Here is a 12,355-nt window from a genome sequence, read left to right on the forward strand (position 1 = left end):
GGCGTCAGCGACCGCGGCGACACGCGGCGGAGGCCACCCGCAGCAGGTCGATGTGACCGCGCGTGGTGAGCAGGGCTGAACGCAACATGGCGTGAACGTAGCGGTGGGAGCGCGCGGGGTCAACGGCCGTCTCGGGGCGTGGACCCCTCCCGGCCTCCTCGCGATGTCAGTGGCCTCCGCTTCAATGCCTGCCATGGACGAACAGGAACTCCTCGCGGCCGTGCACCGGCTGACCTGGCCGGGCACGGGCGATCTGGACTGCGAAGAGGCGGGACACCCCGCGGGACACCTCTGTCTGACGCCCTCGGACGGGGTGAACGACCTCCCCTCGCTCCAGCGGGCGCTCGGCGGACGGTACGGGCGGCCGCGCAACCTCGCCATGGACGGTTACGCCGATCCGACCGTGACCGCCACGACCGGACTCCCGCTCCTGACCCCGTTCGGCGACCGGATCGTGGAGATGCGCGCCTGGCCGTACGCGGGCCGGTGGATCGGCTGCGGCACCGTCCGCTCCGGCGAGGGCGTACGGCTCGTGGTGCTGGTCGCCGAGCGGGAGGACCCGGCGGCGGACCTGGCGGCGGACCAGGCGGCCGACGAGGTGACGTCCTGGGTGGACGGGGTCGTGGCCGTCACGGGATGGGATGTGGCTAGCGCGCGTACGGTCGACTGGGCGGAGGTCGAGGCCCGCGTCGGGACCGCGCTGCCCGGCGACTACAAGCGGCTCGCCGAGATCTTCGGGCGCGGCGCCTTCGACGGCTTCCTCCGGCTCCACGTACCCGGCGGCGGCTTCGTGAGCGACGACTTCGTCCGGCACACCGAGTGGCTGGGCGAGTGGGCCAGGGCGCACCCCAGCGGCCTCTGGGAGCCGTACGAGGTGTATCCGGCCCCCGGCGGCCTCCTCGAATGGGCGAACTCCGAGCAGGCCCACCAGTTCTACTGGCTCACCGAGGGCCCGGACCCCGACCGATGGCCCGTCCTCGCGAAGGAGGACGTTCCCGACTCGTGGAAACGCTTCGACGGGACGACCGCCGAATTCGTCTACCGCCTGCTCACCGACAGACAGCACCCGTTCTCGACGGCCCGCTACTTCGACACCCACTGGTTCGAGAGCCACGGCTGGATCAAGGGCGACGGCGACGACTACGAGAGTATGGGGGAGTGAACGATGACGATCCGTACCTGTGGCTCGAAGACATCTCGGGTGAGGCCGCGCTCGCGTGGGTGGCCGAGCGGAACGCCGAGACGGCGGACGAGGTGGCCGGCGACGCCGGATTCGGAGCGCTGAAGGCGCGCCTGCGGGAGGTGCTCGACGCCTCCGACCGGATCCCCTACACCGTGCGGCGCGGTGCGTACCTCTACAACTTCTGGCGGGACGCCGAGCACCTGCGCGGCGTGTGGCGGCGTACGACCCTGGAGCGGTACCGGCAGGACGAGCCCGAGTGGGAGGTGCTGCTCGACGTCGACGCGCTCGCCGCCGCCGAGGGCGAGAAGTGGGTGTGGGACGGAGCGCGGGTCCGCCGGCCCGACCACGACCGGGCCCTGGTGCGGCTCTCGCGCGACGGCGGCGACGCCGTCGTGGTCCGCGAGTTCGACCTCGGCACGAGGGAGTTCGTCGACGGCGGATTCCGGCTGCCGGAGGCGAAGACGCGCATCGGATGGGTCGACGCCGACACCGTCTTCGTCGGTACGGATCTCGGTCCCGGCTCGCTCACCGACTCCGGCTACCCGCGCACCGTCCGCAGGTGGCGCCGCGGGACGCCGGTGGAGGAGGCCGAGACCGTCTTCGAGGCCGCGAGCGGGGACGTGTCGGCCTGGGGGCAGCGGGACACCACGCCCGGGTTCGAGCGGGAGTTCGTCGGGCGTTCCCTCGACTTCTTCCGGAGCGAGACGTACCTCCTGCGGCCCGACGGCACGCGCGCGCGGATCGACGTGCCCGACGACGCCCTCGCCTACGCCCACCGGCAGTATCTGATCGTCACGCTGAAGTCCCCGTGGCTCGGGCAGCCGACGGGGTCCCTCCTCGCGTTCGGCTTCGACGCCTTCATGGCGGGCGACCGCACGCCCGAGGTGCTGTTCACCCCGGACCGGCGGACCGCGCTCGCCGGGCACAGCTGGACCCGCAACCACCTGATCCTGGAGACCATGCGGGACGTCAGCACCCGGATCGAGGTCCTCACCCCGGCCGCCGGCGGCTGGACGCGCGAGCCGCTCGTGGGCGTTCCGCCGCTGTCCGCCGTCGGCGTCGTCGACACGGACCCGGACGAGTCCGACGAGTACTTCCTCGACGTGTCCGGGTTCCTGCAGCCCTCGACGCTCCGGTTCGGCCGCATCGGAGCCGGCTCGGAGGTGCTCAAGCAGGCCCCGCACCGCTTCGACTCCACGGGCCTCACGGTCGCCCAGCACTTCGCGACCTCCAGGGACGGTACGAGCGTGCCGTACTTCGTCATCGGCCCCGACCGCGCCGCCACAGGCCCGGGGCCCACCCTCCTCTACGGCTACGGCGGCTTCGAGGTCTCCCTGACGCCGTACTACGGCGCGGTGACCGGCCGGGCGTGGCTGGAGCGCGGCGGCACCTACGTCATCGCGAACATCCGCGGCGGCGGCGAGTACGGCCCCGACTGGCACCAGGCCGCGCTCGGCGCGCGACGGCCCCGTGCCTTCGAGGACTTCGCGGCGGTCGCCCAGGACCTGGTCGCCCGGGGCATCACCACCCCGGACATGCTGGGCGCGTCCGGCGGCAGCAACGGCGGACTCCTCATGGGCGCCATGCTCACCCGCCACCCGGAGCTGTTCGGCGCGATCGTCGCCCAGGTGCCGCTCCTCGACATGACCCGCTTCCACAAGCTCCTGGCGGGCGCGTCCTGGATCGCCGAGTACGGCGACCCGGACGACGAGGCCGACCTCCCGCACCTCCGCGCGATCTCCCCGTACCACGGGCTGGCCGCCGACCGGGACGTTCCGCCGGTCCTCCTCATGACCTCGACGCGTGACGACCGCGTCCATCCCGGCCACGCCCGCAAGATGGCGGCCCGGCTGCGGGAACTCGGCCACCGGGTCCTCTTCCACGAGAACACCGGAGGCGGCCACGCGGGCGCCGGGGACAACGAACAGGCCGCCCACAACAGCGCGCTCGTCCACACCTACCTGTGGCAGCGGCTCAACCGCAGCGGTGCGACGGCCACGGCGGCCAAGGTCCCGGCCGGCCGCGTCGGGGCGACGGTCACAGCCACCCCGAGCGCTGTGCCTGCAGAGCCATCTGGAACCGGCTCGTAGCACCGAGCCTGGCCATCAGGACCTGCACCCGGCGGAAGAGCGTGCGGCGGCTGACGCCGATCTCCCGGGCGATGACGTCGTCGGCGGCTCCGGCCGCCAGGAGCCGGAGCAGCCGCCGGTCCGCCGGCAGCAGGCCGGCGGGCCGCGGGGTGCGGCCGTGGAAGGGCAGCGCGTTCTGCCAGGCCTGCTCGAAGAGGGCCACGAGGGCGGAGAGGAGCCCGCACGGCTGCACGACCAGCATCGTGTTGTACACGTCCGTCTCCTTGATCGACAGGGAGACCAGCGCGTACGAGTCGTCGATGATCACGAGCTTGACCGGCACCGAAGGCAGCACCCGGGCCTGTTCGCCCGCCTCGACGCAGGGTTCGATGGAGTTCTCCAGCTGTCCCGGATGTTCGAGCGACTCCCGGGAGTACACGACCCGCTGGTTCACCCCTCGCGCGAGGGTGGCGAGCGCGTCGTCGGTGGCGCCCTCCAGGGGAAAGTAGGGCGGCGAGTCGAACTGGCGGATCTGCTCGCGGGCACTGGCCCAGGCCTGCCGCATCCGGAGGCCGATCGCGTCCCCCGTGACCACCTCCACGAGCCGGTCGTCGTACGCGGCGAGCCGCTGCCGCCGGAACGAGTCGAACGCGCCCCCGACGGCGATGCGGGAGGCGTCGATCTCGGCCGCCCGGTGCCGGCCGAGGATCTCCAGACCCGCGGCCGGCGGAACCGGCGCGACCACGTCCGTGGCCTCCTCCGCGGCGCTCGCCAGACCCGAGTCGATCAGCTCGCCGTAGGCCGCCGTGAACTCCGCGCCGTCCAGACCGGCCGCCGAGCGGATCGCGGCGAGCGGTGCGGGGCCGCGTTCCAGGAGGGTCAGATAGACCCGTACGGCCTCCGGGCCGATTCCCAGCACCCGCAGCGCATCGCCGAGCTTGTCGTTCGCCATGCACGCATTATCGACCCCGCGCCCCCGCCGGTGTGGCCGATCTGTGCCAGTGGCCGATCCGGGCACCCGGGAGGCGCCCTGGGGAGTACCTTCCGGAGGCCGCCGACCACCGGCGGACGAGCAACTCACCCGGAAGAAGGTGCAGGACGTGGCGAAGGGTCGCAAGAACGGCCTCTACGGAGGCGTCTCCGAGGAACTCTCCGCGCTCATGAGGACGGGGTGGGCGGACACCGAGCGGCAGGGACTCGAGCCCGCCGAACAGGCGCCGTACGCGGCCCTCCGCCGCGCCGCCCTCTCCGCGCGCTTCCCCGGCGAGCGCCTCGTGGTCCCCTCCGGCAACCTCAAGACCCGCTCCAACGACGACACCTACCCCTTCCGCCCGTACAGCGGCTACGTGCACATGACGGGCGACCAGGCCCGCGACGGCGCCCTCGTGCTCGAACCCCGCGCCGACGGCGGCCACGACGCGTACTGCTACCAGCTGCCCCGCGACAGCCGCGACGACGACGAGTTCTGGATCGGCTACACCGCCGAACTGTGGATGGGCCGCCGCCGCTCCCTCGCGGAGTCCGAGGTCGTCCTCGGGCTGCCCTGCCGCGACGTCCGCACCGCCGCAGGGGACCTGGCCGCGGGAGCGGGCGTGCCGACCCGGATCGTCCGCGGCGTCGACCCGGCCCTCGAAGCCGCCGTCATCAGCGACGAGGAGCGCGACGACGAGCTGGAGGAGGCGCTGTCCGGGCTCCGGCTCGTCAAGGACGCCTGGGAGATCGGCGAGATGCGCAAGGCCGTCGACTCCACGGTCCGCGGCTTCACCGACTGCGTCGGCGAGCTCTCGCGGGCGATCGCCTCCTCCGAGCGGTGGATCGAGGGCACCTTCTTCCGCCGGGCCCGCCTGGAGGGCAACCACGTCGGCTACGGCACCATCTGCGCCTCCGGCGAGCACGCCACGATCATGCACTGGACGGACAACGACGGCCCCGTCAGGCCCGGTGACCTGCTGCTGCTCGACGCCGGCGTGGAGACCCACTCCCTCTACACCGCCGACGTCACCCGCACCCTCCCCGTCAGCGGCACCTTCACCCCGGTCCAGCGCCAGGTGTACGACGCGGTGTACGAGGCCCAGGAGGCCGGCATGGCCGCGGTCAAGCCGGGCGCCCCGTTCCGCGACTTCCACGAGGCCGCCCAGCGGCACCTGGCGGCGCGGCTCGTCGAATGGGGCTTCATCGAGGGACCCGTCGACCGCGCGTACGAACTCGGCCTCCAGCGCCGCTTCACCATGGCCGGCACCGGGCACATGCTCGGCCTGGACGTCCACGACTGCGCGCAGGCCCGCAACGGCGAGCACGTCGACGGCCTCCTCGAACCCGGCATGGTGCTCACCGTCGAGCCGGGCCTGTACTTCCAGCCCGACGACCTGACCGTGCCCGAGGAGTGGCGGGGCATCGGCGTCCGCATCGAGGACGACCTCCTCGTCACCGACGCGGGCCACGAGAACCTGTCGGGGGACCTGCCCCGCTCCTCGGCCGAGGTCGAGGACTGGATGGCGCGCTTCGCGGGCTGAGGCCGCCGTCCCGAGGATGTCCGAGGGGTACGGGTGCGGGCGCTGCACTCGTACCCCTGTGCGGATTTCGGGCGTGCGGGCGAGATCGGGCCGCCCGCGCATTCACCGATTCAGGTGACAGCGGCCGAGGCGAAACGTCCCTCCCCGGAGCGGGGCGGCCACGCTCGAAGCGACACATGGAGCCACCCTGTGGAGCGTCCGATGCAGCTGATTCCCCGTCATGACCCGCACCTCGTCGTCCGCTCGACCGGCGGTCTCACCGTCGCCGCCCTGCGCGGCGAACTCGACCTCGTCCTCGTCCGGCATCTGAGACCCGAGCTCGACGCCCTCGTCCGGGAGTGCGACGCCCTCACCGTCGACATCCGGCGCCTCACCTTCTGCGACGCCACCGGGCTCGGCCTCCTCGCCCACTGCGCCGGGAGCGCGCGCGGGCGCGGTGCGCACTGGAGGCTCGTCTGCGACCAGCCCTGGATCCTCCGGCTCATCCGCCTGACGGCCCTCGGCGACCTGCTGCACCCGGAGCCGGCACTGCCGGATCAGCCGTACCCGCCTGATCCCCCTTGCGCAGCCGGGCGTGGATCGTGAAGCGGGCCGCGATCCGGTCGCCGTCCGCGAAGGCCTCGTGCGTCTCCACCGTGCTCCTGCCGTGCGGAGGGCGTGGGGGCCGGCCGCCGCGACCCGGCGTCGTGACCGGGGGCGCGTCAGGCCCTCCGGTCGACGAAATCCCCTGGCGGCGGGGGCTCTCGGCCGTGATGATGGCCGGATGGACCACTCCGCCGGGCCCGCCCCGCAGACACCGCCCGGGAGCGTCACGCCGGCGCGGCCCGTGGACGCCCTGATCGTCGTGGACGTGCAGTCGGCCTTCGTCACCGGTGACGGGGCCGTGCCCGCGGCCGCCCGGCTCGTCGACCGTACGACCGACCTCATCGCGCGGGCCCGGAGGGACGGGGCGCTCGTCGTCCACCTCCAGAACGACGGACCGCCCCGCGCGGAGGACGAACCCCACACACCGGGCTGGCGGCTCCATCACCCCGTCGAGGCAGGGCCCATGGAGGTGGTCGTCCGCAAGCCGCACGACGACGGCTTCCAGGAGACCCCGCTGGGCGGCCTGCTCGCCGACGCGGGGGTGCGGTCCGTCGCCGTCTGCGGTGTGATGTCCGAGATGTGCGTCCAGGCGACGGCCCGTACGGCCCTGGCGCGCGGCTACCGCGTCGTCGTGCCGCACGACGCCCACGCGACCCAGGACGTCCCGGCCGCGCCCGGCATCAGTGCGGCGATACCGGCCGCGACGGTGTCCCGGGTCGCGGCGTACGCGCTCGGCAGCGACGCGGAGGTCACGGCCGCCGCCGCAGACGTCACGTTCACGGCGCCGGGACCGACGGCGGCCTGAGGCGTCAGCCCCTGAAGGCCTCCGTGCGCTCGGGGGAGGCCTCGTCGAGGGCCTTCTTCACCGAGTCGACGCCCTCCCGGAGACCGTAGACCGGGGTGCCCGGCTGCTGGCGCCAGGAGTCGTCGATCCCGCCCGCGTCCACGGTGTCGAAGCCCAGCTCGTCGATGAGGAGCCGTACCTTCTCCTTCGCCGCGGCGTCGTCCCCCGCCACGGGCAGGGCGAGGCGCTCGGGGTCGCCCGCGGGCAGCGGCCTGTCCAGGATGTCCTGCGCGTAGGTCCCGTTGAACGCCTTGACGACCGGGTGGCCGATCTGCAGCTCGGTCCAGCGGCTCTCCGTCAGTCCGCCGTCCTCGATGGCGTCGATGCGGCCGTCGCGCTCCCGGGGGTAGTAGTTGCCGGTGTCGAGGACGGCGAAGCCGTCGGCGGCACCGTCGAAGAGTCCGGCCGGAAGGTCCGGGACGTTCTTCAGGGGGATGGTGACGACGACGACCTCGGCGCCCCGGGCGGCCTCCGGGACGGTGACGGCGGTGGCGCCGGTCTCCTCGGTGAGCGCGGTGAGGGTCTCCGGGCCGCGAGAGTTGGCGACGGACACGTCGTGGCCGAGGGCCGTGAGGCGGCGGGTGAGGTTGCCGCCGATGTTGCCGGCTCCGATGATGCCGATCTTCATGCCGTTTCCTTCTCTGCTGGTCTGAACCGGTCAGGGACTACAGCGGCCGGCCTCCGACACGTGTCCCGGAGGCCGACGGGTGAGACAACGAATTGCACAACTCTGCAATTCCCTCCATGCTGGTCGGGCCGCGCGTCCGGAGACCCACCGGACAGGCCCTTGCCCCCGCCACCCCACGGAGGACAGACCGTGCCGGTCCCGCTCTACCAGGCCAAGGCCGAGTTCTTCCGGATGCTGGGTCATCCGGTACGGATCCGGGTGCTCGAGCTGCTCCAGGACGGGCCTCTGCCCGTACGGGAGTTGCTCGCCCGGATCGAGGTCGAACCCGCGGCGCTCTCGCAGCAGCTCGCCGTCCTGCGCCGCTCCGGGATCGTGACGTCCACGCGCGAGGGGGCGACCGTCGTCTACACGCTCGCGGGCGGAGACGTGGCCCAGCTGATGCAGGCCGCCCGGCGCATCCTCACCGAGATGCTCACCGGTCAGGGACGGCTCCTCGCGGAACTCCGTGAGAGCGAGGCCGCCACCCGATGACCACCCGGGGCCGGCCCCGGTGTTTCCGCGGTGCTCCCCGTACGAGAAGGATGACGACGCACATGACCATCGAATGGCGCTACACCGTCCAACGGGACCTGGGCGTCCTGTCGCTCGCCGGGTTCCTCGGAGCCGACGCCGTGGGGCGGTTCACCGGGGCCGTGGGGTGGGCGGTCGCGCGCGGCACGGGACCGGTCGTCCTCGACCTGACCCGGCTGCGCGGCTGGTCGGCGGGCGGCCAGCTCGCGGTCGCGGACGCGGCGGCGAGGCTGCGGGCCGAGGGCCGGGGTCTCGAACTGGCCGCGATACCCGCCGGCGGCGCGCTGGTGCCCACGGGTGAAGGGCCCGCCGTCCCGATCCACCGCGACCTGGCCGCCGCGCTCGCCGCCCACCGGGGCGCGGGCGCGGAGCAGCGGGCGTGGCGCAGCGACGCCTGGCCGAGCGAGGCGTCGCCGAGCGAGGCGTCGCCGAGCGTGTGAACCGTACGGCGGTGTGAACCGTACGGCTGGGCGGGCTTTCAGGCGCCGGTCGGCCCGGCGTTCGCGCGTTCCGTGATCAGGGTCAGTACGCGGCCCGTCACGGCGAGGTCCTCGGCCGGGATGCCGGCGTACAGCCGTGCGGAGATCTCGGCGGTCTCGCTGCCGGTGCTCCGGAGCAGTTCCCGCCCGGCGTCCGTGAGGCGCAGCCGGGACGTCTCCGCCGGGTCCTCCTCCAGCAGCTTCGCGGCCGTCAGCTCGCCGACGACGTCGTGGACGGCCGGGGCGCCGATCTTCAGCGAGCCGTCGACGTCACGGACGAGCTGGTCCCGGCCGAGGGAATCGCCGGCGCGCGCGACGGCCCGGAGCGTCACGCTCTGGTGGAAGGTGGCGCCGTGCCGGGTCAGCACGCCCTCCAGGAGGGCGCGTGCGGCGTAGTGCGCCAGGGCGATGACCCGGCCGTCGGCCGGGGGTGCGGTGGTCGTGGTGGTGGTCATGACTGCTCCTCGTCGTTCTCGGCGTGCGGATCAAGAGGTGCGTCGAGCAGGGTCGCCAGTTCGCGGGTGAAGCGGCGGGTACGCGGGTCGTCCTGTCCCCCGAGCGGTTCGAGGAGCTGGTCGAGCAGTCCCTGGACCACGGTGATCGCGCGGCGCGTGACGTCGTGCCCCTGCTCGGTGAGCGACAGCTGCATGGCGCGCGGGTCGTCCGGGTCCCGGGTGCGGGCGACGAGCCCGGCGGTCTCCAGGGCTCGGGCGAGCTTGGAGACGTAGAGCGGTTCGAGCCCCGTGTGCTCGGCGAGCCGGCGCTGGCTGGGCCGCAGCCCGGAGCGCGACATGCCGTACAACGATGCCACCACCACGTACTGGGCGTGGGTCAGGCCCAGCGGTGCGACCGCCCGGTCGACGGCGACCCGCCACTTCATGGACAGGCGCCAGACCAGGAATCCCGCCGTGGCGCCTTCGTTCGATGAACCCGATGAACTCACAGCAGATACAGTACATGGCTACTATGTACATGGCTACTATTTTCGGGCGGTGCCCGGACCGGCTGCCGACCGGCCGGGCCGGGCACCGCCCCGGCGCCCTACGCGGGCCGGTCCGCCCACTCGGGGGTGCGGAACGCCCCGCCGTACATGGGGAGATGGATGCCCTCGCCGTACCGGGCCAGTTGGCTCCAGGGGCGGTTGAGTCCGGCGGAGCCGTGCTCCCGCACCCGGGTCACCGTGTCGAGGTCCAGGACGTCGACGAGGATCTCCTCGCCGCCGCCGGCCTGCTGGCGGACGATGCCCTCGGGGTCGACGATCGCGCTGCCACCGACGCCGGCGGGGTCGGCCGCGTTGACGTTCAGTACGTAGACCTGGTTCGTCCACGCGTTGGCGCGGGCGCACACCAGCTCCATCTCCCGGTCGCGGGTCGTGGTGAGGGTCGGCTGCACCACGACCTCGGCGCCCAGCCAGGCGAGTTGGCGGACGGTCTCGGGGAACGAGCCGTCGTAGCAGATCGCGAGGCCGATCCGGCCGGTGCCGGGGATGTCGAAGACGGTGAACTCGTCCCCGGGAGCGGTCCGTTCGTACGGCTGCCAGGGGAAGATCTTGCGGTAGCGGGCGACGATCTCGCCCTCGGGGGAGACGGCCACGGCGGTGTTGAAGATCCGGCCGTCCGCGGCGCGCTCGAAGAGGCTGCCCGGGATCAGCCACAGGCCGGTCTCCCGCGCGAGCGCGCACACGCGGTCGGTCGTCGGGCCCGGTATCGGTTCGGCGGTCCGCTCCATCCAGTCCTCGGGGGAGGGCCCGAGCATCGGCCCCTCGGCGGCGAGCAGCAGCTCGGGCACGACGACGAGCCCGACGTGGGGGAAGAGGGACCGGGTGGTCCGGACCTGGTCGGCGTACCGCTGCCAGGTCGCTTCGAGGTCGTACGGGACGGGCGCGGTCTGCAGGGCGGCTACGGCGAGGGTGCGCATGGGATTCGGGGTCCTTGGTGAGGTGGGCGGTGAGCGGCTCTCGGGGAGAGCTCAGTCCTCGACGGTGACGAGGTGGGCGGCGACGGTCGTGCGTCCGGTCCGGAAGAAGAGCGGGAAACGGGAGCGGGCGGTGAGGACGGCGAGCACTCCGGCGGTGAGCGAGCCGGTGCCGAGCAGGAAGACGCCGCCGACGCCGTGGAATGACGTGCTGCCGTAGGCGGGGTCGAGCATGTCGTACGCGCTGCGGGCGAAGGCCGCGAGCATCAGCAGCCCTCCGGTGAGCGGCAGCACGCCCCGCAGGAGCAGAGAGCGCGGCGAGTCGCGCAGGCGCTTGCGGAAGTACCAGACGCAGGCCAGGGCGGTGGTGCCGTAGTAGCAGGCGATGAGCAGCCCGACGCAGAGGATGGCGTCGCCGAGGAACGCGCGGGAGACCAGCGAGAGCGCCACGAGGAAGGTCGCCGCGGCGGCGCCGAAGAACACCGTGCCGAACGCGGGGGTGCGGTACCGGGGGTGCACCCGGGCGAAGGCGGCGGGCAGCGCGCCGTGTGTGGCCATGGAGAGGGTGCCGCGAGGGCTGCTGACGAGACAGGTGAGCAGGGCCGAGGCGGCCGACACGCAGACGGCCAGCTCCATCACCTTCGCCAGGACGGGGCCGAGGACCGGCGGCCCGAGGGAGGCCAGCACGTCGGTGGCGTTGTCGGGGTTGCCGAGTCCGATGCCGCCGGTGCCGGTCCCGGCGAAGGAGAGCGCGGCGAACGCGATGAACAGGTACGTGCCGAGCAGGACCAGGGTGGAGATGACGGCGGCCCGGCCGGGCACGCGGTCGCTGTCGCGCGTCTCCTCGTTGGTGGTGATCAGGGCGTCCCAGCCCCAGTAGATGAAGAGGCAGAGCAGGACGGCCTGCGCGAAGGGGCCGAAGCCGTCGACCGCGAGGGGGTCGAGCCAGCTCGGGGACGGGTCCGCGGCTCCCGGGCGGGCGAGGGCGGCGACCCCGAAACCGACGAGGGCGAACAGCTGGAGCCCGAGCAGCACGTACTGGACGCCGGCCGCGACGCGCAGACCCCGGCGGGCGACCGCGGTGAGGGCGGCGATGAGCAGGACGGCGACGGCGGTGACGGCGGCGGTGTCGTCCGCCGCGCCGTCGAGCCCGAGGAGGCCGAGCAGATAGCCGGCGCTCACCTGGGCGAGGGCGGCCATGGCGATGAGGGTGGCGGTCTGCGGCACCCAGCCGCCGGCGAGCCAGCCTGGCCCGGGACCGAAGGCGCGGGTGTTCCAGACGAAGGTCGTGCCGCAGTCGGGCATCTCGCGGTTGAGCTCGCGGAAGGCGAAGGCTGTGAGAAGGATCGGCACGAAGCCGAGGAGGAGCGCGGCCGGGGCGAGCTCGCCGACGACCAGGGCGACGAAGCCGAGGGTGACGGTGATGCTGTAGGCCGGGGCGACGGAGGACAGGCCGAGTGCGACGGAGGCGAGCAGGCCGAGGGAGCCGCCGCGCAGTCCCTTGCCCGTCCCGCCGGGGGGCGTCGTCATGACGTACTCCTGGAGAGGGGGAGTTTTGTTAAACGCAGAT

Annotated in this window: 13 protein-coding genes and 1 pseudogene; 7 read left to right on the forward strand and 7 right to left on the reverse strand. The window is 73.1% G+C overall.

What is annotated here, in order from left to right:
* Positions 1–4: 4 nt before the first annotated feature.
* A complete protein-coding gene (locus ACIA8N_RS30510) occupies positions 5–88 on the reverse strand; it encodes a putative leader peptide (RefSeq protein ID WP_313884353.1) in 84 nt (27 codons plus the stop codon).
* 105 nt (positions 89–193) lie between these two features.
* On the opposite strand from ACIA8N_RS30510, the gene ACIA8N_RS30515 reads away from it, so the two are divergent.
* Together ACIA8N_RS30515 and ACIA8N_RS30520 are read left to right on the forward strand one after the other, a co-directional pair.
* Positions 194–1,162, forward strand: a complete 969-nt coding sequence (locus tag ACIA8N_RS30515; RefSeq protein ID WP_365780758.1) for a hypothetical protein — start codon at positions 194–196, stop codon at positions 1,160–1,162.
* Positions 1,159–3,273, forward strand: coding sequence for a prolyl oligopeptidase family serine peptidase (locus ACIA8N_RS30520; protein WP_365780757.1), 2,115 nt, complete (start codon positions 1,159–1,161; stop codon positions 3,271–3,273). Before ACIA8N_RS30515 ends, ACIA8N_RS30520 begins: the two co-directional genes overlap by 4 nt.
* Here ACIA8N_RS30520 and ACIA8N_RS30525 read toward each other — a convergent pair.
* Positions 3,221–4,204, reverse strand: a complete 984-nt coding sequence (locus ACIA8N_RS30525; RefSeq protein WP_365780756.1) for a LuxR family transcriptional regulator — start codon at positions 4,202–4,204, stop codon at positions 3,221–3,223. The two genes, ACIA8N_RS30520 and ACIA8N_RS30525, sit on opposite strands and share 53 nt — an antisense overlap.
* A 148-nt stretch (positions 4,205–4,352) precedes the next feature.
* On the opposite strand from ACIA8N_RS30525, the gene ACIA8N_RS30530 reads away from it, so the two are divergent.
* The 3 genes from ACIA8N_RS30530 to ACIA8N_RS30540 all read left to right on the forward strand — a co-directional run bounded on the left by ACIA8N_RS30530 (position 4,353) and on the right by ACIA8N_RS30540 (position 7,155).
* A complete protein-coding gene (locus tag ACIA8N_RS30530) occupies positions 4,353–5,765 on the forward strand; it encodes an aminopeptidase P family protein (protein ID WP_365780755.1) in 1,413 nt (470 codons plus the stop codon).
* Between the two features lie 201 nt (positions 5,766–5,966).
* Positions 5,967–6,350: an STAS domain-containing protein gene (locus ACIA8N_RS30535; protein WP_365780754.1), complete on the forward strand. Its 384-nt coding sequence runs from the start codon at positions 5,967–5,969 to the stop codon at positions 6,348–6,350.
* 178 nt (positions 6,351–6,528) lie between these two features.
* Positions 6,529–7,155: an isochorismatase family protein gene (locus ACIA8N_RS30540; RefSeq protein WP_365780753.1), complete on the forward strand. Its 627-nt coding sequence runs from the start codon at positions 6,529–6,531 to the stop codon at positions 7,153–7,155.
* A 4-nt stretch (positions 7,156–7,159) separates the two neighbouring features.
* Here the strand turns inward: ACIA8N_RS30540 and ACIA8N_RS30545 are convergent.
* A pseudogene (locus tag ACIA8N_RS30545) lies at positions 7,160–7,828 on the reverse strand (NADPH-dependent F420 reductase); the annotation flags it as partial.
* Positions 7,829–8,011: 183 nt separating this feature from the next.
* Here ACIA8N_RS30545 and ACIA8N_RS30550 point away from each other — a divergent pair.
* Together ACIA8N_RS30550 and ACIA8N_RS30555 are read left to right on the forward strand one after the other, a co-directional pair.
* A complete protein-coding gene (locus ACIA8N_RS30550; protein ID WP_365780752.1) occupies positions 8,012–8,353 on the forward strand; it encodes a metalloregulator ArsR/SmtB family transcription factor in 342 nt (113 codons plus the stop codon).
* A 62-nt stretch (positions 8,354–8,415) separates the two neighbouring features.
* Positions 8,416–8,832, forward strand: coding sequence for an anti-sigma factor antagonist (locus tag ACIA8N_RS30555; protein ID WP_365780751.1), 417 nt, complete (start codon positions 8,416–8,418; stop codon positions 8,830–8,832).
* Positions 8,833–8,870: 38 nt separating this feature from the next.
* On the opposite strand, the gene ACIA8N_RS30560 is transcribed toward ACIA8N_RS30555, so the two are convergent.
* From ACIA8N_RS30560 to ACIA8N_RS30575, 4 genes are all read right to left on the reverse strand, one after another.
* Positions 8,871–9,326: a MarR family transcriptional regulator gene (locus ACIA8N_RS30560; protein WP_365780750.1), complete on the reverse strand. Its 456-nt coding sequence runs from the start codon at positions 9,324–9,326 to the stop codon at positions 8,871–8,873.
* Positions 9,323–9,751, reverse strand: coding sequence for a MarR family transcriptional regulator (locus ACIA8N_RS30565; RefSeq protein ID WP_365780912.1), 429 nt, complete (start codon positions 9,749–9,751; stop codon positions 9,323–9,325). Before ACIA8N_RS30565 ends, ACIA8N_RS30560 begins: the two co-directional genes overlap by 4 nt.
* A 161-nt stretch (positions 9,752–9,912) precedes the next feature.
* Positions 9,913–10,788 (reverse strand): carbon-nitrogen hydrolase family protein, encoded by an 876-nt coding sequence (locus ACIA8N_RS30570; protein WP_365780749.1) that lies wholly within the window; start codon positions 10,786–10,788, stop codon positions 9,913–9,915.
* A 51-nt stretch (positions 10,789–10,839) separates the two neighbouring features.
* A complete protein-coding gene (locus ACIA8N_RS30575; protein WP_365780748.1) occupies positions 10,840–12,315 on the reverse strand; it encodes an APC family permease in 1,476 nt (491 codons plus the stop codon).
* Positions 12,316–12,355: the final 40 nt, after the last annotated feature.

Source organism: Streptomyces sp. NPDC051822, assembly GCF_044452745.1.
GTDB lineage: Bacteria > Actinomycetota > Actinomycetes > Streptomycetales > Streptomycetaceae > Streptomyces.

Coding starts and splice junctions, on each gene's coding strand:
- ACIA8N_RS30515 (WP_365780758.1), top strand. CDS start 194: ATGGACGAACAGGAACTCCTCGCGGCCGTGCACCGGCTGACCTGGCCG.
- ACIA8N_RS30510 (WP_313884353.1), bottom strand. CDS start 88: ATGTTGCGTTCAGCCCTGCTCACCACGCGCGGTCACATCGACCTGCTG.
- ACIA8N_RS30570 (WP_365780749.1), bottom strand. CDS start 10,788: ATGCGCACCCTCGCCGTAGCCGCCCTGCAGACCGCGCCCGTCCCGTAC.
- ACIA8N_RS30575 (WP_365780748.1), bottom strand. CDS start 12,315: ATGACGACGCCCCCCGGCGGGACGGGCAAGGGACTGCGCGGCGGCTCC.
- ACIA8N_RS30555 (WP_365780751.1), top strand. CDS start 8,416: ATGACCATCGAATGGCGCTACACCGTCCAACGGGACCTGGGCGTCCTG.
- ACIA8N_RS30560 (WP_365780750.1), bottom strand. CDS start 9,326: ATGACCACCACCACGACCACCGCACCCCCGGCCGACGGCCGGGTCATC.
- ACIA8N_RS30535 (WP_365780754.1), top strand. CDS start 5,967: ATGCAGCTGATTCCCCGTCATGACCCGCACCTCGTCGTCCGCTCGACC.
- ACIA8N_RS30540 (WP_365780753.1), top strand. CDS start 6,529: ATGGACCACTCCGCCGGGCCCGCCCCGCAGACACCGCCCGGGAGCGTC.
- ACIA8N_RS30525 (WP_365780756.1), bottom strand. CDS start 4,204: ATGGCGAACGACAAGCTCGGCGATGCGCTGCGGGTGCTGGGAATCGGC.
- ACIA8N_RS30565 (WP_365780912.1), bottom strand. CDS start 9,751: ATGAAGTGGCGGGTCGCCGTCGACCGGGCGGTCGCACCGCTGGGCCTG.